Origin of the sequence: Chryseobacterium sp. G0201 (genome assembly GCF_003815655.1) — a bacterium.
Classification (GTDB): Bacteria; Bacteroidota; Bacteroidia; order Flavobacteriales; family Weeksellaceae; genus Chryseobacterium.
Map to the genome: position 1 here is coordinate 3,238,157 of NZ_CP033917.1, position 20,538 is coordinate 3,258,694.

Annotated in this window: 9 protein-coding genes and 1 rRNA gene; 6 read left to right on the plus strand and 4 right to left on the minus strand. The window is 36.8% G+C overall.

The features are described from left to right. Positions 1–104: 104 nt before the first annotated feature. Together EG348_RS14655 and EG348_RS14660 are read right to left on the minus strand one after the other, a co-directional pair. Positions 105–2,177, minus strand: a complete 2,073-nt coding sequence (locus EG348_RS14655) for a thiamine pyrophosphate-dependent enzyme (RefSeq protein WP_123983747.1) — start codon at positions 2,175–2,177, stop codon at positions 105–107. 75 nt (positions 2,178–2,252) lie between these two features. Continuing rightward, a complete protein-coding gene (locus EG348_RS14660) occupies positions 2,253–4,358 on the minus strand; it encodes a S8 family peptidase (protein WP_123983748.1) in 2,106 nt (701 codons plus the stop codon). A 293-nt stretch (positions 4,359–4,651) separates the two neighbouring features. On the opposite strand from EG348_RS14660, the gene dnaE reads away from it, so the two are divergent. The 3 genes from dnaE (at position 4,652) to EG348_RS14675 (ending at position 14,469) form a co-directional block, all read left to right on the plus strand. Then, entirely contained in the window at positions 4,652–9,319 is a 4,668-nt protein-coding gene (dnaE, locus tag EG348_RS14665) for a DNA polymerase III subunit alpha (RefSeq protein WP_123983749.1), read from the plus strand. Between the two features lie 390 nt (positions 9,320–9,709). Further along, positions 9,710–12,364 carry a T9SS type A sorting domain-containing protein gene (locus EG348_RS14670; RefSeq protein ID WP_164463306.1) on the plus strand — a complete coding sequence of 885 codons (2,655 nt, stop codon included), beginning with the start codon at positions 9,710–9,712 and terminating at the stop codon, positions 12,362–12,364. A 140-nt stretch (positions 12,365–12,504) separates the two neighbouring features. Further along, positions 12,505–14,469: a T9SS type A sorting domain-containing protein gene (locus EG348_RS14675; protein ID WP_123983751.1), complete on the plus strand. Its 1,965-nt coding sequence runs from the start codon at positions 12,505–12,507 to the stop codon at positions 14,467–14,469. A gap of 65 nt (positions 14,470–14,534) precedes the next feature. On the opposite strand, the gene EG348_RS21755 is transcribed toward EG348_RS14675, so the two are convergent. Further along, positions 14,535–14,693: a hypothetical protein gene (locus EG348_RS21755; protein ID WP_157885932.1), complete on the minus strand. Its 159-nt coding sequence runs from the start codon at positions 14,691–14,693 to the stop codon at positions 14,535–14,537. Positions 14,694–14,737: 44 nt separating this feature from the next. Next, the gene (locus EG348_RS14680; protein WP_123983752.1) at positions 14,738–15,565 is read right to left on the minus strand and encodes an ion transporter; all 828 of its coding nucleotides are present in this window, start codon (positions 15,563–15,565) and stop codon (positions 14,738–14,740) included. Positions 15,566–15,629: 64 nt separating this feature from the next. Between EG348_RS14680 and EG348_RS14685 the strand changes: the two genes are divergently transcribed. The 3 genes from EG348_RS14685 (at position 15,630) to EG348_RS14695 (ending at position 20,378) form a co-directional block, all read left to right on the plus strand. Beyond that, positions 15,630–16,727 carry a Nif3-like dinuclear metal center hexameric protein gene (locus EG348_RS14685; protein WP_123983753.1) on the plus strand — a complete coding sequence of 366 codons (1,098 nt, stop codon included), beginning with the start codon at positions 15,630–15,632 and terminating at the stop codon, positions 16,725–16,727. Positions 16,728–16,729: 2 nt separating this feature from the next. Next, positions 16,730–17,509 carry a zinc ribbon domain-containing protein gene (locus EG348_RS14690; RefSeq protein WP_123983754.1) on the plus strand — a complete coding sequence of 260 codons (780 nt, stop codon included), beginning with the start codon at positions 16,730–16,732 and terminating at the stop codon, positions 17,507–17,509. Between the two features lie 1,352 nt (positions 17,510–18,861). Next, positions 18,862–20,378, plus strand: a 16S ribosomal RNA gene (locus tag EG348_RS14695). Positions 20,379–20,538: the final 160 nt, after the last annotated feature.

The following is a 20,538-nucleotide window of genomic DNA, read 5'->3' on the forward strand; positions in this document are numbered from 1 at the left end:
GGTTAACAAAATAAATACCAATTTAAATGTAAGACAAGTTTTTTAATTAAAATAAATTACAGCATAAAAAAACCTCTAAAAATTTAGAGGTTCTGTTGTTATGTTTAGTTTTTTAACATTTCTTCAATTTTTGCGGTTAATTTTTCCGCGTTTGGAAGCATTTCTTTTTCCAATATTAAATTGATTGGAACTGCCGGAGTATTCAGAGATCCCATCGTTTCTACAGGAGCATCCAAATATTTGAAGCAATTTTTAGAAATACGGTGTGCAAAGGCTTCTGCGAATGAATTATTCAACTGTTCTTCCGTTAAAACGATACATTTTCCATGAGCTTTTACTCTTTCGAAAACCAATTCTTCATCTAACGGAATTAATGTTCTCAAGTCGATCACTTCAACTTTTCCATTGAAGTTTTTCGCGGCTTCTTTAGCCCAATAAACGCCCATTCCATAGGTTACAACCAATAAACTTCTGCCTTTTTCAACTTCATTTTTATCAGCTTCGATAATGATTTTTCCTTTTCCGAAAGGTAGGATATAATCTTCTGCCGGTTCGATTGTTTTTGCGTCTTCAGTTCCCGGAACTTTACTCCAATATAATCCTTTATGTTCAAGCATTACAACCGGATTCGGGTCGTAATAAGCTGCTTTTAATAAACCTTTAAAATCTGCAGCATTACTTGGATAAGCGATTTTTATTCCTTTAATATTAGCTAAAATACTTTCAACGCTTCCACTGTGGTAAGGCCCACCGCCACCATAAGCGCCGATTGGAACTCTGATAATATTGCTTACCGGAAATTTTCCGTTGCTTAAATAGTTTGATTTTGAAATTTCAGTAATTAACTGGTTGATTCCCGGATAAATATAATCTGCAAACTGAACTTCAACAATAGGTTTTAAACCAACTGCACTCATTCCCGTTGTAGAACCAATAATATAAGCTTCCTGAATAGCTGTATTGAAAACTCTTTTGCTTCCGAATTTCTTACCTAAAGTCACCGTTTCACGGAAAACTCCACCGATTCTTTCACCAACATCCTGTCCGTACAGTAAAGCTTCAGGATGCTTCCACATGATCTCTTGGATCGCATGAATAGCAGCGTCAACCATTACAATTTTTTCGCCACCTGCTGGTTCACGAGTTCCAACTTCTTCCGTAATTGGAGTCGGTGCGAAAATATGCTGCATTACCGTTTCTGGCTTCGGATCTTCGGCATTTTGAGCTCTTTGGAAAGCTTCTTCTGCTTCTAATCTTGCCTTTTTTGTAATTTGTTTTAATAATTCTTCATCAGCACCAGATTCTAGCAATTGATTTCTAAGAATCTCTCCCGGATCTTTTGCTCTGTGCTTTGTTAAATCTTCTTCGTCTCTATAGAATTCTCTTCTTACTCCTGAAGTATGGTGACCAATCAAAACTGTTTTTGCGCAAACAACTAAAGGTTTTCTTTCTGTTCTTACAAAATCAACGGCTTTTTTCATCACTTCGAAACTTTCGGTGAAATCTGTTCCGTCAACTCTCATTCTGCTTAAACCAGTAAATCCTGCTACAAAATCGTAAGCATCACAAGTTCTTGCTTCATCTTTAGTTACAGAAATTCCCCATTCATTATCCTGAACCAGAAAAATGATAGGAAGTTGGTGTAAAGCTGCAAATTGTAGAGCTTCACTTACTTCGCCTTCAGTCACAGAATTATCTCCAAGGCTACAAACAACAACAGGATTGTTTTCGAATTGCTGTAATTCAAAATCCTGAATATATTTGATTCCTTGGGCTACTCCGGTTGTCGGAATAGTTTGCATTCCTGTAGCAGAGCTTTGATGAATGATCTTTGGCATATTTTCATCCCTGCTTGAAGGGTGAGAGTAATATGATCTACCTCCAGAAAATGGATCATCAGCTTTTGCCAATAACTGCAACATCAATTGATAAGGTTCAAAGCCAATCCCAAGAAGGATACTTTCGTCTCTGTAATAAGGAGAAACCCAGTCTTCTTTTTTTAAATGATAAGCTGTTGCCAGCTGAATAGCTTCATGACCTCTTGAAGTACTGTGAACGTATTTACAGATGTTTCGGTTTTCTTCATAAATGTCGGCCATTGCCTTTGCAAGCATCATATGGTTGTAAGCCTTTAGCAAAATATCCTGAGAAACTTTTTCGTGAAGTGTATTTTCCATAGGAAGCAAATATACATAAAAAAACAAAACACTAACAAGTGTTAGTGTTTTGTAATAATCTATTTATTGTATTGATTATTCTTTGATAACTTTTTTAGAAATTACACCTTTTTCAGTCTTCACTTCAATAATGTAAATTCCTTTTGTATAAGAAGAAATATCGATAGCTTCTTTGTCGCTGTTAATTACCCCATTTTGTAATCTTTTACCAGATAAGTCATAAATAGTGAAAGTAGATTTTTTAGGAGCTTTCAATACGTTAACAATATCTTTAGTAATTGTTGGAGCTACTGCAATACCACTGTCTTTGATCGTTTCACCAGTTGCTAAAACTTGTTGAGAATATCCTGTAACGATGATAGAGTAGTTTTGAGGAGCGGCTACACCTGCGTTATTTACCAAAGTTCCTTTATTACCAATTTCAATTCTGTAGTCTCTGCCTAGAACCGGAGCGTCAATTACCACCTGTTCTACGTTATCAACGGTATTATCACCTTTTATAGCCGGAGTCATTGGGCTTAAGGCGTTTAGCTTCCAAGGTTGATAAATTGTACCTGTTACGGTATCAACAATTCTTAGATCCAAATCATTTACCAATCTTGAAGATCTGTTATTGTATGCATCCTGATAAGTTAAAGTAGCAGGAACTACATATTCAGGATCGATCCATGAGATTGTAACTTTTAATGGTTCAGTACCTGATGCAGTAACTTTTTTCAAGTTAGGCGTACCACTTGTTAATGTTTCGTTGTTAAAAATAACAGTGTTGTTAGATTTTGCAACTAATATTTCAGCACCTTTTTTAGCATCAATGAATCCCCATCCAAAATGTGGATCCGGTCCAATATTTCCAGCCTCTGCAGCTGAATGTATCATTAACGTTTTGGCTGAAGCAGCATTAAGTTCAGCATTACTGAATAATTGTTTGTTGATTTGTGTCCAAAGTCCAATTACTCCAGTTACAACTGGCGCAGAGTAAGAAGTTCCGCTACCAACAGTTAAGCTTTGACTTCCTGTTGTATTTTCAGCAGTAGAACCACTTCCTACATTTGTTCCAACAGCCGAAATATCTGGTTTGATACCTCCGTCATCTCTTGGTCCTGCACTACTGTAATCAGAATGCACAACGTCTGCTGAAGTTACATATCTACCACTATTTGCTGTAATAATGTCTGTAGCACCAACAACGATGATGTTTTTAGCCAAAGAACCAGGGCCAATACAATCATATCCTAAAGAACAGTTGTTTACAGGAACTGTATCTGTTGCAGCAAATAAAACTGGTGTTCCGGCTGAATTACGATAATATTTAGGAGCTGTATTTCCAGTTGGTCCCATATTGAAATAGTTACCGGAAGATTTTACAATAATATATGAAGGATTATTATACACGATCTGATCATAGTTTTGATCATTTGTATAATAAGTACCTTGTAGATCATAAGTTTCTCCGGCATTATAATAACCTGTCCATAGCCAAGCTCCGCTTATTGACGCATCAGACCATCCGGCATTTACACCATAAGAGTGGTTGGATATTTTTGGTTGTGCAGCTATAATTTTTTGGAAAACCGTACTGGTAGAAGTGTTACCTGGTAAAGTTGTCGTTGAGAAAGCATAAGAATCCATTGTCGAGTTCTTAGCGATTCCCTGGAAATTTATGGTTCTTGGAGTACCATTGATTGTTAATGTCTGTGTATGAGCTCTTGCACCCATAAATCCGGCTACCGAAGTTGAGTGTGCACTATAATTCATAGTACTGGCTTCCATATTTGTTATCCTGTTAGGAAGATTGTCGAAGAATGCATGTCCTCCAAATACTCTACCACCATCAAAAATAGTTAACTTAATATTTTCCCCGTTAAAAGAACCCGTTAAACCACTTACTGTTCCATTTTGAAGAAAATCAGAATTGGAGTTTTTTATTTGATCCATATCTTCTGCTTTAAGAAAATAAGGTATTCCATCTGGTGTAAATCCAGCTAAGTTACTTCTCTGATCTTCAATTTCCTTTAAAGTTTCCGGAGATTTATCTGCTCCGTAATGCTTTGAAACATAAGAGTCGAACCTTGCAGCATTCTCTTTGTTTTGTTTTTCAAACTCTCTTTTTAATCCTTCATTGTTTTGCGCACTTAATAATGTAATTGCCAAAGTGCCGACCAAAAGTAAATGTTTTTTCATAACTTTTTAGTAAATTTTTAAAAACGGTATATCTAACAAATATATATAAAATTATTTGTTTGTATTGGTTTTGTATGAATTAATTCTAAAATAATGTTGATTAGCTTTAAAAACACCTAAAATAGTATGAAATCATATTGTTTTTATAATTGGAGCTAAAATGATAGATGTTTAAAGTTTATTTATTTAACAGTAATTTGATTAATAAAATGTCATTGCCCAAATGATTTAAATTTTCAAAAAATTGAAGTAACTTTACATTCTCTTTTTTTAATAAAAGCTAGAAAAATTACATGTATTTAGTTTTTGACACAGAAACCACAGGTTTACCAAAGAATTTCAACGCACCACTCTCAGATTCAGACAACTGGCCAAGAATGGTTCAGATCGCATGGCAATTACATGACGATAATGGAGTTTTAATTGAAAACCAGGATTATATAATAAAGCCGGAAGGTTACGATATACCATTTAATGCCGCGAGAATTCACGGTATTACAACCAAAATTGCCAATGAAGAAGGTAGAGATTTACAAGAAATTTTAGAAGAATTTTCTAAGGTTTTAGATCGAGTAAGAGTAGTTTCCGGACATAATGTTGAGTTTGATTATAATATTGTCGGTGCAGAATTATTCAGAAAAAATATAAAAGACAATCTTCAGGAGAAGCCAAAAGCGGATACCATGATTTTAGGGACAAACTTTTGTCAGCTTGGTGGAGGTCGTGGAGGAAGGTTCAAACCTCCGAAATTGGAAGAACTTTACGAAAAACTTTACGGAAACAAATTCGATGAAGCTCACAATGCAGCCGCCGACGTAAATGCAACGGCTCAGGTTTTCTTTGAAATGATGAGAATCGGGATCATTCCTGCTGAGGTTCTTAAAACTTCTGAGGATCAGTTGGCGTATTTTAAAACGTTGTATCCGGATCCGATTAAACCTTTCGGAATTGTTATCAGAAGGCAGGTTGCTGATTTCAACAACAAGAAAAAGCAAAGCGATGTCGGAAGTATTGATGATATCGATCTTGGAAGATATTTCAATTTTGATAATCACAGTGTTTTCTCAACATTGATGGCAACTTCAAGCATTTCAGATTTAATTAAAAAGGCTTCTGATGATAATTTTCCTGCCGTAGGAATGGTAGATATCGGAAATATGATGGGTGCTTTCAAATTTGTCTCTGCGGTTGAAGGAGCGAATAGTGACCGGGCGAAAAAACATAAAGAATATTTAGCAAAAAAACAGGAAGCGGAAGAAAACGGAACAGAATTTAATGAAGAAGAACCTGTTTCTGAGCCTTTAATTCCTGTTGTTGGCTGCGAATTCTATATTTCAGACCGTTACGAACAGAAACAGTTTACCAAAGATGATCCCGACAGAAGAACGCAGGTTGTTCTTTTGGCAAAGGATTTTGATGGATATAAAAATTTAGCAAAACTTTCAAGTATAGGATTCTTAAAAGGATTTTATTTTGGAGTTCCGAGGATAAGCCGAGAATTGATTGCTGAGTATAAAGAAGGTTTAATTGCCCTGACTTCAGGAATTAACGGAGATATTCCCGATGCGATTTTAAATACAGGGGAACAAAAAGGGGAGGAGCTTTTCAAATGGTGGAAAGATACTTTTGAGGATGATTTTTATGTTCAGATTCAAAATCATAATCTTCCCGAGGAAGAACATTTAAATGATGTTTTACTGCATTTTGCAGATAAATATAACGTTAAAATTTTAGCTCAAAACGAGACCTATTACACCAATAAAGACGATTCTAATATTCAGGATATTGTAAGCTGTATCAAAGATGGGGAAAAGCTTACAACACCTGTAGGTAAAGGTTTTGGTAAAAGAAGAGGTCTTGCTTCCGGAGAGTATTTTATTAAAAATGCTCATGAAATAAAAGAAGCTTTCTTAAATTATCCTGATGCTTTTGATGCCTATGAAGAATTTACGGCAAAATTTAAACCTTATACCTTAAAAAGAGACGTTTTACTTCCGAAATTTGATATTCCTGAAGAATTTATTCATACAGAAGATGAGATTGATGGTGGAAAACGTGGTGAAATGGCCTATTTAACGCATCTAACTTACGAAGGAGCGCGAAAAAGATATGCCGATACGGGAATCACAGATGAAATTAAGGAACGTCTTGATTTTGAGCTTGAAGTTGTTGCCAATACAGGTTATCCCGGTTACTTTTTGATTGTACAGGATTTCTGTAACGAAGCCCGTAAAATGGGCGTTTGGGTTGGTCCGGGACGTGGTTCGGCAGCAGGATCTGCCGTTGCATATTGTACAGGAATTACCAATGTTGACCCGATTAAATACGATTTGCTATTTGAGAGATTCCTGAATCCGGAAAGGATTTCGATGCCCGATATTGATATCGATTTTGATGATGAAGGTCGAGACAAGATCATTAAATGGGTTGTTGAAAAATACGGTAAAAATCAGGTAGCACAGATTATTACTTATTCTGTTTTAGGAGGAAAATCTGCGATTAAAGATGCCGGAAGGGTTTTAGACCTTTCAATTCCTGATACGATTAATATTGCTAAACTTATCCCTTCCACACCGGGGATGAATATTGCGAAAGCGTTATCAAAATATGATAAATTAAAACCTGAAGATCAGATGCTTGTCGATGAGATGAGATATGTTCTGGATAGTCCTGAAGACCCACGTTTTGATGTGCTTGCGAGTGCTAAAAAAATGGAAGGATGTATTAGAAATACAGGTATTCACGCTTGTGGGGTGATCATTACACCTGAAGATGTGAGTAATCTGGTTCCTGTGACAATTGCGGCTAAGGATGCCGATATTTTGGTATCTCAGTTCGACAACTCGGTGGCGGAAAGTGCAGGACTGCTGAAAATGGACTTTCTGGGTCTTCGTACTTTGACGATCATCAGAGATGCTTTAAGATTGATTAAAGAAAGACATAATGTTGATATCGATCCGGATACAATTCCGCTTGATGATACAAAAACATATCAGTTATTTAAGGAAGGAAGAACGGTCGGGATTTTCCAATATGAAAGTCCCGGGATGCAAAAATACATGAGAGAGCTTAAACCAACGGTTTTTGCCGATCTTATTGCCATGAATGCCCTTTATCGTCCGGGTCCGATTAAATATATCCCAAACTTTATCAACAGAAAGCACGGTATTGAAGAAATTGTTTACGATTTACCCGAAACCGAAGAATATTTAAAGGAAACCTACGGAATTACTGTTTATCAGGAGCAGGTAATGCTTCTTTCTCAAAAACTGGCCAACTTCACAAAAGGTGAAGCCGATACGTTGAGAAAAGCGATGGGTAAGAAGCAGATTGACGTTCTTAATAAAATGTACCCGAAATTCATCGAAGGTGGTAAGAAAAACAACCTCGCAGAAGATCCCTTAAATAAAATTTGGAATGACTGGAAAGCCTTTGCAGAATACGCTTTTAACAAATCTCACTCTACCTGTTATGCCTTAATTGCGTATCATACAGCATATTTGAAAGCAAATTATCCCGCAGAATACATGGCGAGTGTAATGAGTAATAACATCAACAATACAGAATCGATTACCATGTTCATGGAAGATTGTAAAAGTATTGGTGTAGACGTTTTAGGTCCGGATGTGAATGAATCTCAATATAAATTCTCTGTAAACGAAAAAGGGCAGATCCGTTTCGGATTGGGAGCCATAAAAGGTATCGGGGAAGGTCCGAGTGAGGCGATTACAAGGGAAAAAGCAAACGGAAGATTTAAAAATATATACGATTTCTTTGAAAGAATTTTACCTTCTCAAATGAATAAAAGAGTCGCGGAAAGTTTAGTATTGGCGGGCGCTTTTGATGAATTGGATTCTTTCCACCGTGGTCAGTATTTCGATATTGATATGGCCGGGAAAACAAATTTGGAGAGATTAATAAGATACGGACAAAGCTTCCAGGAAGGTAAAAATGAGATGGAACATTCTCTTTTTGCTGATTTTGCTGATGAAGTTCAGATCGAACAGCCAAAATTAGCACCTTGTCCGGAATGGCCGAACATGCATAAGCTTAACAAAGAAAAAGAAATCATCGGTTTCTATCTTTCTGCACACCCGTTGGATGAATTTAAATATCATTATCAATTCATGCAAGGACAACTTTCTAAAAAAGCGGTTTTAGAAAAAGATGAAGAGGAAAAAGTAGTCGCAGAAGTAGTTCCGATCCTTGAAAAAGATACTGTTGATGAGGTGGCAGATCTCATAGAAATTGTTTCTGATGAATTGTCTGTCGGCGAAGAGGAAATTATAGAAGAAGTGACCAAAAAAGCAGAACCAAAAGGCAATTTTTCATTCTTAAATCTTGATGAGGTTGATGCTTACAAAGAGCAAGCCTTCGCCAATAAAGGAGAAGAATTGTTTGAGGAAAAGAAAAAAGACTGGAAAACGCTACAGAAAGAAAGAGAAAACGGCGGTGGAGGAAAAGAGTACACTGTTGCCGGTTTGATCACAGAATATGTGGTAAAAGATGGTTTCAAAAGCGGTGAAAAAGTGGCTTTTGTTACACTGGAAGATTATTCGGGATCGTATTCTTTCAGGCTAGGAGACAGAGATTATATGCGTCTGAAAGAAAAACTTGAGGTGCAGAGATTTGTGATTTTTAAAATTAAATTTGCCCAAGTGAAAGACGGACGTGTTTTCGTGAATGTAAATGATGTGATCGAGCTTCAGGAAGCCTTCGAAAGATTTGCAAAAAGTATTTCGCTGGTGATGGATGTGATGGATTTCAGACCGGAAGATCTTGATTTTTTCAGAACGGTGCTTGATAGAAATAAAGGGGATCAAAAACTGAAATTTTTCATTAAAAACCTTGAGGATGATTCTCATTTAGAATTACAATCTATGAAACATTCGGTAGATCTGAATGGTGATTTGATAAAAGAAATACAATTACTCAATAAATATGAGTTTTATCTCAATTAATTTGAATGAAATAAAGTTAAAAAAAGTGACGAAAGTCACTTTTTTTGGTTAATAATATCAACTGATTTTGTTAGTTTGAAAAACTTTAATAACCAGTAATTTTCATTTTATCTACTATTACTTGATTTAAAAATTTCACTATATTTTAAGTTAACTATTTGGTAATTAATTGTTAATAAATAATTCATTTATTGATGAAAATTTTAATTAGTTCAAATGTTTGTTTAATTATTGATAATGAATTAGTTGAATTGTTTTTATTGTTGTAAAATATTATGATATTTTTTGATATTAATTGAATTAATTTTCTACATTTACCCTCTAATTTTTATTTTACTACGCATGAAAAAACTTTTACTCACGTGCCTATTTTTTTTGATAGCCACAATCGTGAATGCTCAAATTACTTTGGGCGGTGGAACGACAACGGGAGCGTATCCCATAGCTTCCAATTGGGGGTATAACTATACTCAGCAAATTATTTCCAAAACAAGTATTAACGCTGCAGCTGCAGGTAATATTACTGGTTTAAAGTTTTATTTACCAGCCACGGCGGTACTTGATAAGTCAAATCAATGGGAGGTTTTTATAGGGCACACGACTCTTACTGCTTTTGCCGGAACAACGGCTGCTAGTTGGATTACCACATCAGCAATGACTCAGGTATTTACAGGAACTATCACTAATAATGCAGGAGTAGTTGAGATTACTTTTACAACTCCATTTGCTTATAATAATACTGATAACCTTGTTATTGCGGTACACGAGAATAAGCCAGATTTTAATTCTACATCAGACTATTTCTACACATCTGCTTCAGGTACTACCAACAGCAGTTTGTATTATAGAAATGATACTACGGATTTTAACCCGGCAGCACCTGTTGCTGCAGGTGGCCGTGCAGCTACTTTATCTAATGTTACTCTTTTAGGACTTATGCCAGCTTCAGCACCGATTTGTCCTGTAGTTTCTGCTCCTACTGCTGCTGCAACGGGCGTTTCTGTTTTGCCTACAATTACCTGGGCAGTATCAGCTTCTGCATCATCTTATAAGATCAGTATAGGTACTACTCCAGGCGGTACAAATGTTATGAATATGACAGATGTAGGAAATGTAACAACTTATACATTAACGACTGCTCTTAACTTTAATACTCAGTATTATTATACAGTTTATGCAAGTAATGCGGTAGGTAGCTCAACGGGATGTACAGAAAGAAGCTTTACAACAGCTTCATTATCTTGTCCTTCGGTTACTTCTCCAACTGCTGCACAGACTGGATTATCTGTAAAACCTACATTTACTTGGTCTAGTATAGCAGGAGCAACTGGTTATAGATTAAGTATTGGTACTTCTGCAGGTGCTACTGATATATTAAACAGTTTTGATCTTGGGAATGTATTGACATATACATTAACAACTGCTCAACAACTTACTCCAAATACTCAGTATTATTATACAATTACTGCTTATAGTGGTGCTACCGTATCTACAGGATGTACTGAAAGAAATTTTAAAACGACTACTGCAGCAATTCCTGCAAATGACGAATGTGCTAATGCTGTGGCTCTTACTGTAAATCCAGATTTGGCTTGTGGTGCTACAACAGCAGGAAATACCTTAGGGGCTACCAATTCTTTAGCTGCAGCACCATGTTCAGGAAATCCTGATGATGATGTTTGGTTTAAATTTGTAGCTACAAGTTCTTCACATGTTGTTGCGTTATCAAGTGTAGTTTCTACAGGAACAACTACAGCTAGTGATATGTATTTCCAAGTATTAAGCGGAGTATGTGGTTCACAGACAAGCTTATTGTGTTCAGATCCAAATACAGGTACTGTAAGTGGTTTAACGGCTGGTCAGACATATTATGTAAGAGTTTATACTTATTCAGGTGCAGGATATAATGCAAGTTTCAATATTTGTATCGGAACTCCACCACCGCCACCTGCAAACGACGAGTGCGTGAACGCTGTAAGTTTAACAGTTAACCCAGATTTAGCTTGTGGTGTTACAACTGCAGGTACTACGCTTAGTGCTACTAACTCTAACGTAGCGGTTACTCCTTGTACTGGGACTGCTGATGATGATGTTTGGTATTCTTTTGTGGCAACTTCAACTGCACATACTATTACTTTATCAAATGTTGTTTCTACAGGTAGCTCATCATCTACGAGTTTATATACTCAGGTGCTTAGCGGAACTTGCGGAACATTAACAAGTGTTGCTTGTGGTACTACAAATTCTACAACTGTTGCAGGATTAACACCTGGACAAAAGTATTATGTAAGAGCATATAGCAGTAATGGTTCAGGATATAGCAATAGCTTTAATATCTGTATCGGAACTCCACCACCGCCACCTGTAAATGATACTTGCTCAGGAGCAGTAGCTTTAACAGTAGGAAATAACTTTGCAGCGAGTCCTTTAACAACTTCAAATGCAGGAGCTACAACAGATGGTACAACATCATGTCAGACTAGTAGAGGAGATAATGTTTGGTTCTCAGTGGTTGTGCCTGCAAGTGGAAGCATCACAGTGGAAACTAAAGGCGTTACAGGATCAGGATTATTAGATACAGTTCTTTCTGCTCATAGCGGAACGTGTGGATCATTAACTTCAGTAGGTTGTAATGATGATAATGCTGCGGGAGGAGTTTATTCATTGTTGTCATTAACAGGACAAACGCCAGGAGCTACTTTATACATTAGCGTATGGAGATATACTGGAACTGCAGGAGGAGCAAGTACAAACGGACAATTCCAGATTTCGGCTTACGATGCATCAGTTTTAGGAACTTCAGAAGTTTCAGGAGCTAAAAATAATATTAAAGCATATCCAAATCCGTTTGTTGATGATTTAAATATTTCAGATATCTCTAAAGTGAAATCTGTTTTAGTAACTGATATTTCAGGAAGATTGGTTAAAACGATTAGCAATCCAGCTTCTATTCTTCATTTAGGAGAATTAAAATCAGGAATGTATCTGGTAACTTTAGAAATGAAAGACGGTACAAAACAAACGATAAAAACAATTAAGAAGTAAATTTCATAACCTATAATTAATTGTATAACGGCTAAATTTATTTAGCCGTTATTTTTTTTTAGTTAAATATTATATTTTACTATGCTATATGATGGTTTTATTATTAATTTAGTAAGCAAATCAGTAAAATATAATCGTTTATGACAAAACTTCTACTTTCATGTTTATTAATGATAAGCATGACGCTTAATGCCCAGATCAATTTGGGTACAGGAAGTACTGATGTTGGAGTTGCTCCAATAAGTACTTATTATGGATATTCTTACGTTCAGCAAATTTTCACGAAACAGGAAATTAATGCTAATGCGGCAGGAAATATTACAGGACTAAAGTTTTATCTTGATCCTGCCATGTCGATCGCCAGCTCTTCAGATTGGGTAGTTTATTTAGGCCAAACTACAAAAACTTCATTTGCTACGGACTCAGACTGGATTCCTGCCGGTCAGTTAACCCAGGTATTCTCTGGAACCGTTACCAATACAAATGGAGTAGTGGAAATTACTTTTGCCACACCATTTCCGTATAATAATACTAGTAATCTAGTGGTTGCAGCCGAGGAAAACTCTGCAGGTTACGATGCTAATGATTATGATGAAGCAATGTATGTTTATCCTTCAACTCCAAATTCTACCCTATATTTTAGAGATGATAACATAAATCCGGATCCTTTTGCTCCATCGGACGGAAATTTGGAACCTTATAAATCTGTGATTACTTTTAATGGATTAACGCCAAACCCTATTCCTGGTTGTCCATTGGTAACATATCCTACAAATAATTCTATGTTTATTCCATTATTACCTACAATTACGTGGAATAACTCTTCGGGTGCTACAGGATATAAAGTTTCTGTGGGAACAACACCTGGAGGAACGAATGTTGTTAATCAGCAATCAGTTGCTACAAACAGTTTTACGTTGTCAACAGCTCTTAACCCTGGTACTAATTATTATGTAAAAGTTGCAGCAGTAAGTGCAGCAGGAGAGTCTTCGGGTTGTTCTGATACGATGTTTACAACAGTGCCGCCACCACCGGCAAACGATGAATGCTCGGCTGCGACTGCATTAACAGTAAATTCTGATCTAAATTGCGGTACTGTAACTTCAGGATATACATTGGGAGCTACAGATTCAGGGTTAATTCCTGATCCTTGTTTTGGTAATCCTGATGATGATGTTTGGTTTAAATTTGTTGCTACGGCTACTTCTCATAAAGTGTCACTTACGAATATTGTTTCTGTAGGCTCTGATGACGATACAGATACCTATTTCCAGGTATTCGACGGATCTTGTGGCTCATTAACCAGTATTTTGTGTTCGGATGATACCACATCTACAGTTTCAGGACTTACTGTGGGAGGTACTTATTACGTAAGAGTTTATAGCTACTACGGTTCAGGAAGTAACCAAAGTTTTGATATCTGTATTGGAACATTTCCACCGCCACCAGCCAATGATGATTGCTCAGGAGCATTGCAGGCGACTACATTCCCTTATAATTATACACAATCAGATGCAGGAGGTGCTACCAATAACGGAGGATTTATTACCGCTTGTTCTAATGGTATGAATGACGGTACATGGTTCTCATTTATAGGGAATGGTAACGCGAATGTTATAACGGTAACAATGCCTGCAGCAAGCGATTTTGATCCTGAAATTGGTGTTTATACAGGTACTTGCGGCAATTTGGTTTGTGTAGACCGTATTGATGATAACGGACAGGGAGGTACCGAAACTATTTCAATACCAACAGTTGCCGGAACCAATTATTTTGTCAATGTAGGATATTACAGTGATTTCACAGATGAGCCTGAAGGAACATTTAGTATTAACATTACGAATGGAACATTGGGAACTTCCGAAATTGCAGGAACTAAAAACGGTATTAAAGTATACCCGAATCCTTTTACAGATGTTGTGAATATTTCAGATATTAAAGATGTAAAATCTGTTTCTGTATCCGATATTTCCGGAAGATTGGTTAAAACGATTGAAAAACCTTCTTCTACTCTTCATTTAGAAGAATTAAAATCAGGATTGTATTTAGTAACATTAAATATGAAAGATGGTTCTAAGCAAACAATCAAAGCAATTAAAAAATAATAAGAATTAACTCAAATAAAAACGAGACGGCTATTTAAGTCGTCTCGTTTTATTTATAAATTAAATTATTTGTCTGGAACAGGTTGTATATCACCTGTGTTCATATGTTCAAAAACTGTTGGGAAAAACATCACGAGTATAAAATAAATGATGATCATTAATACAATTAAAGCAAAAAGAATAATTACTAAACTGCTTGGCTTGTTTTTCTTTTGTGGTTCCATGATTTTGTGGTATTTTGGTTAATAGAATAAACTTATAAAAAGTATTAAGCTAATTTCTTGCCACACTGCTTGCAATACCTTGCATCATCATCAATATCTTCATTTCCGCACCTTTCGCATGTCTTTTCAAGATTCTGTCTTTTGTTTCTCATTTCTGCAGTTACGATCCCTGTAGGAACCGCAATAATAGAATAACCTGCCAACATCAGAATAACGGCAAAAAATTTACCCATCGGAGTAATCGGAGAAACATCGCCATAACCAACCGTTGTCACCGTAACCACAGCCCAATAAATAGATTGCGGAATAGTTTCAAATCCCGGCCTTCCGCCTTCCACCATAAACATCAAAGAACCAACGATTACTGAAAAAATAATTAAAAATAAAAGGAAAATATATATTTTTCTTGAACTGTTTTTTAATGCTCTCACAATTACAGTTCCATCATTCATAAAATCCAGAAGATTGAAAACCCTGAAAACCCTCAACATTCTCAGCATTCTGAATATCAGGAAATATTTAGTTACAGGAAAGAAAAAACTCAGATAAAACGGAACTAAAGCCAAAAAATCAATAATTCCGAAAAAACTGAAAACATATTGTTTCTTATTTTTTATAACAGCAATTCTGCTAAAATATTCCGCCGAAAAAAATATTGAAATAACCCATTCAAGAATAATAAAGGTATAATGGAATTTTTTATCAAGCTGAGGTACACTTTCCATCATTATGATGAAGGTACTTACAAGAATTAAGAATAGTAAAATAATGTCGAATAATTTTCCGAGTTTGGTATCGGAACGGTAAATAATCCGGTAAAGATACCTTTTCCAGAGCGCGTCTCCGGGAACAAGGTTGTGCTCTCTTTCCATTTTTTTAATGCTTTTTTTAAATTAACAAATAATCGTTATTTTCGTAGCAAACATACAGAATAAAATGACAATAAGTGAAGTAATTTCCAAAATAGAAACACGCATTCCGTTACAGCAGGCAGAAGATTTTGATAATGTGGGGTTGCTGTGTGGAGTTCCGACCCGCAACGTGAGCGGAATTCTGGTTTGCCACGATGCTCTGGAAAACGTTATAGATGAAGCCATTGAGAAAAATTGTAATCTAATTGTATGTTTTCACCCGATTATCTTTTCTGGGTTAAAATCTTTAACAGGAAAAAACTATGTTGAAAGAGCAGTTCTAAAAGCTATCGAAAATAAAATTGCCATTTACGCCATTCATACCGCTTGGGATAACGATTTTTTTGGAGTAAATGCAGGAATTTGCAATCATTTAGGCTTAAAAAATATAAAAATTCTTCAACCAAAGAAAAATAACTTAAAACAATTAACGGTTTTCGTTCCTAAAGATCATTCAGAACAGGTAAAAGAAGCGCTTTTCTCAGCAGGAGCTGGAAATATTGGTTTTTACGATGAATGCAGCTTTACATTGAATGGAAGTGGAACTTTCAGACCAATTGAAGGCTCAAATCCATTTTCAGGTCAACAGAATATCCGCGAAAATGCCGATGAAAACATGATTTCAGTCATTTTTGAAGATTACAAACAAGGTCAGATTATTTCAGCAATGAAATCTGCACATCCATATGAAGAAGTGGCGCATCAGATCTATAATTTAGATAATGAAAATCAACATTCAGGCTTAGGAATGTACGGAGAATTGGATGAAGAGATGGATGAAAAGGACTTTTTGAAGTTCGTAAAGGAAAAATTTAACCTTGAAATCATTAAACATTCAGATTTTAACAATAAAAAAATAAAAAGAGTAGGAGTGTTAGGTGGTTCCGGTGCCAGTGGAATAAAATCTGCACTATCTAAGAAATGCGACGCCTATCTTACCGGAGATATCAAATACCACGACTATTTTCTGGCAGAATCCAAAATGCTGATTTGCGATATAGGTCATTATGAATCAGAACAATTCGTTACTCAACAATTATTTGAAATTTTGTCACAAAAATTTACTACATTTGCAATTTCGAAATCTAACGAAAAAACAAACCCAGTAAATTATTTCCTTTAGATATGGCAACAAAGACCAACGATATTTCAGTTGAAGAGAAGTTAAGAGCTTTATACGATTTACAAATCATAGATTCAAGATTGGATGAAATCCGAAATACAAGAGGAGAATTGCCAATTGAGGTTGAAGATCTTGAAATCGAGATTGAAGGACTTGAAAAAAGAGCTGAAAAATTTCACGCTGATATCAAAGATCAGGACGATCAGATCAAAACCAAGCATGAAGTGATAAACCATGCAAAAGCTTTAATTGAAAAATACAAGTCTCAACAGGACAATGTAAGAAACAACAAAGAGTTTGAAGCATTAGGAAAAGAAATGGAATTCCAGGATCTTGAAATTCAGCTTGCTGAAAAAAGAATCAAAGAATTCGGAGTTAAAATTGCTCACAAAAACGAAACTTTAAGTGAACTGAATACAAAAATCAGTAATCTTAAAAACCACTTAAAATTCAAAAAAGAAGAATTAGATGGTCTTATTTCTGAAACTCAGAAAGAAGAAGACTATTTGATCGAGCAGTCAAAAGAATATGCAGGTAAGATCGACGAGAGATTACTGGCTTCTTATACTAGAATCAGAACAAGTTCTCCTACCGGTTTAGCGGTTGTAGGATTAGAAAGAGGTGCTCCAAAAGGATCATTCTTCACTATTCCGCCTCAAAAGCAAATGGAGATTGCTCAGAGAAAGAAAATCATTATTGATGAGCACTCAGGAAAAATCCTTGTAGATGACGAATTGGTAATAGAAGAAACTGAAAGAATGAGAACTGTAATTAAATTCTAATTATAGATTTTAATCACTTCTGAAAGTTCGATTCAGATAAAGTACAAAATTAAACTACCAAGCCGGAGCAAAGATATTTTGCTCTGGCTTTTTTTATTTCCCCAAACTGTCATTACTAGGAACGAAGTGACAAAGCAATCTCAAACATAAATCTTCTCATACCCTCCAATTCTCCCACTCTCAGACTCTCCGCCCCATTCACTTTCTAACTCAAAACTTTTCAGGAGCTTGATCCGGCTTTCCGCTGTATCTTTTGTGTGACGTCCTGGGCTTCGCTCCGGCTGCCACCCAAAAGGATGCCGCTTCAATCCGGGCTAGGGTAGTGTGCGTTTTTAACGCTTTTTCTTGTAGTAGAAAATTACTTAGAGGTAATATCAATCGATCGCTAGTCCTTTCCATGACTGCAAATCCGACCTAGGAAGTTGCAGCGTTAAGAAAATGAATTCTGAGAACGTTAAAAAAATTCTACTGTTTGAAGCGCGAGACCAATCTTGAGTCGAATAACCAATCTTGAATTCGCGCAAGTTTTAGAATTTTTAGAGAACAGGATTCATTTTTAGCTTGCAGCTTCCAGTCTTGAATTTTTGGTCCGTTTGCTTCAAGGCAAAAGGACAGCCCATTATTTATCTCTCATCCACATCCAAAACAACTATAATCACAACGACTTCCAACCTGCCGGGTTTTCAAAACCGATACGGTTTATTAGAGTATACCTTATATAGTATATTTAATAATCCAAGAAATCCTCTTCAAAGTGCTTTCAACCGTTGAAAACACCTATTCTGACACTTCTCAAAAAGACAATCGAATAGTGTGGATAACTACGGCTTACTCTATAAATAAAACTATATCAATAGCTTATAATCAAAACTTTTCCACAATACGAGTTTTGTATGAACATTATGTTAAATATATTTGGAACGGTGGGTAAGATTGGAGTACTTTTGCCCCACTGAAAACGATATGTTGGAAGTAGCGCAGAAGTAGGTAATAGAGTATGAATACTACGAAACGGATTAGAAATAAACTTTAAATTTTTAGTAAATAAAAGTTGTAAGGTTTAAAAAGATTTGTATCTTTGCAGTCCGGTAAAACGGGAGCAGAGGAGTAGAAGATTGGGATGTTGAAAGATGAGATTAGGGTGAATTAAAAAACTTTAAATTAAATCAAAAATATCTTGGTCAATTAGAAATAAATAATTACTTTTGCACACGCAAATCTATACTGAAAACGACAGAAAATTAGGTATGGTAAAAAGCGGAAGATACAAGAAGATCATTGAAAAATAGATATAACAACCAAGTAAGGAAAAGACTAGAACGTTAATAACTTTGAGTGAGTCAGACAAACATACAATGGAGAGTTTGATCCTGGCTCAGGATGAACGCTAGCGGGAGGCCTAACACATGCAAGCCGAGCGGTAGAGATCTTTCGGGATCTTGAGAGCGGCGTACGGGTGCGGAACACGTGTGCAACCTGCCTTTATCTGGGGGATAGCCTTTCGAAAGGAAGATTAATACCCCATAATATATTGAATGGCATCATTTAATATTGAAAACTCCGGTGGATAGAGATGGGCACGCGCAAGATTAGATAGTTGGTGAGGTAACGGCTCACCAAGTCAATGATCTTTAGGGGGCCTGAGAGGGTGATCCCCCACACTGGTACTGAGACACGGACCAGACTCCTACGGGAGGCAGCAGTGAGGAATATTGGACAATGGGTGAGAGCCTGATCCAGCCATCCCGCGTGAAGGACGACGGCCCTATGGGTTGTAAACTTCTTTTGTATAGGGATAAACCTTTCCACGTGTGGGAAGCTGAAGGTACTATACGAATAAGCACCGGCTAACTCCGTGCCAGCAGCCGCGGTAATACGGAGGGTGCAAGCGTTATCCGGATTTATTGGGTTTAAAGGGTCCGTAGGCGGGCTCGTAAGTCAGTGGTGAAATCTCATAGCTTAACTATGAAACTGCCATTGATACTGCGAGCCTTGAGTAAGGTAGAGGTAGCTGGAATAAGTAGTGTAGCGGTGAAATGCATAGATATTACTTAGAACACCAATTGCGAAGGCAGGTTACCATGTCTTAACTGACGCTGATGGACGAAAGCGTGGGGAGCGAACAGGATTAGATACCCTGGTAGTCCACGCCGTAAACGATGCTAACTCGTTTTTGGGTTTTCGGATTCAGAGACTAAGCGAAAGTGATAAGTTAGCCACCTGGGGAGTACGTTCGCAAGAATGAAACTCAAAGGAATTGACGGGGGCCCGCACAAGCGGTGGATTATGTGGTTTAATTCGATGATACGCGAGGAACCTTACCAAGGCTTAAATGGGAATTGACAGGTTTAGAAATAGACTTTTCTTCGGACAATTTTCAAGGTGCTGCATGGTTGTCGTCAGCTCGTGCCGTGAGGTGTTAGGTTAAGTCCTGCAACGAGCGCAACCCCTGTCACTAGTTGCTAGCATTAAGTTGAGGACTCTAGTGAGACTGCCTACGCAAGTAGAGAGGAAGGTGGGGATGACGTCAAATCATCACGGCCCTTACGCCTTGGGCCACACACGTAATACAATGGCCGGTACAGAGGGCAGCTACACAGCGATGTGATGCAAATCTCGAAAGCCGGTCTCAGTTCGGATTGGAGTCTGCAACTCGACTCTATGAAGCTGGAATCGCTAGTAATCGCGCATCAGCCATGGCGCGGTGAATACGTTCCCGGGCCTTGTACACACCGCCCGTCAAGCCATGGAAGTCTGGGGTACCTGAAGTCGGTGACCGTAACAGGAGCTGCCTAGGGTAAAACAGGTAACTAGGGCTAAGTCGTAACAAGGTAGCCGTACCGGAAGGTGCGGCTGGAACATCTCATTTTAGAGCGTCTTTAGACGTTAAACAAAATTAAGGTACTTAAGTGTACCATGTACTTACTTAAAGGACGTTTTAGTTTTTTACTCGGTTGATTTATATTAAAAAAATACAAAACCCACTAGAAATTAGTATCAGGGAGAAAGAGATTTTAGAATTAGAAATT

What these genes read in the sequence shown, in the direction of transcription:
- EG348_RS14655 (WP_123983747.1), bottom strand. Translation starts at nt 2,177, where the DNA reads ATGGAAAATACACTTCACGAAAAAGTTTCTCAGGATATTTTGCTAAAG.
- EG348_RS14660 (WP_123983748.1), bottom strand. Translation starts at nt 4,358, where the DNA reads ATGAAAAAACATTTACTTTTGGTCGGCACTTTGGCAATTACATTATTA.
- dnaE (WP_123983749.1), top strand. Translation starts at nt 4,652, where the DNA reads ATGTATTTAGTTTTTGACACAGAAACCACAGGTTTACCAAAGAATTTC.
- EG348_RS14675 (WP_123983751.1), top strand. Translation starts at nt 12,505, where the DNA reads ATGACAAAACTTCTACTTTCATGTTTATTAATGATAAGCATGACGCTT.
- EG348_RS21755 (WP_157885932.1), bottom strand. Translation starts at nt 14,693, where the DNA reads ATGGAACCACAAAAGAAAAACAAGCCAAGCAGTTTAGTAATTATTCTT.
- EG348_RS14680 (WP_123983752.1), bottom strand. Translation starts at nt 15,565, where the DNA reads ATGGAAAGAGAGCACAACCTTGTTCCCGGAGACGCGCTCTGGAAAAGG.
- EG348_RS14685 (WP_123983753.1), top strand. Translation starts at nt 15,630, where the DNA reads ATGACAATAAGTGAAGTAATTTCCAAAATAGAAACACGCATTCCGTTA.
- EG348_RS14690 (WP_123983754.1), top strand. Translation starts at nt 16,730, where the DNA reads ATGGCAACAAAGACCAACGATATTTCAGTTGAAGAGAAGTTAAGAGCT.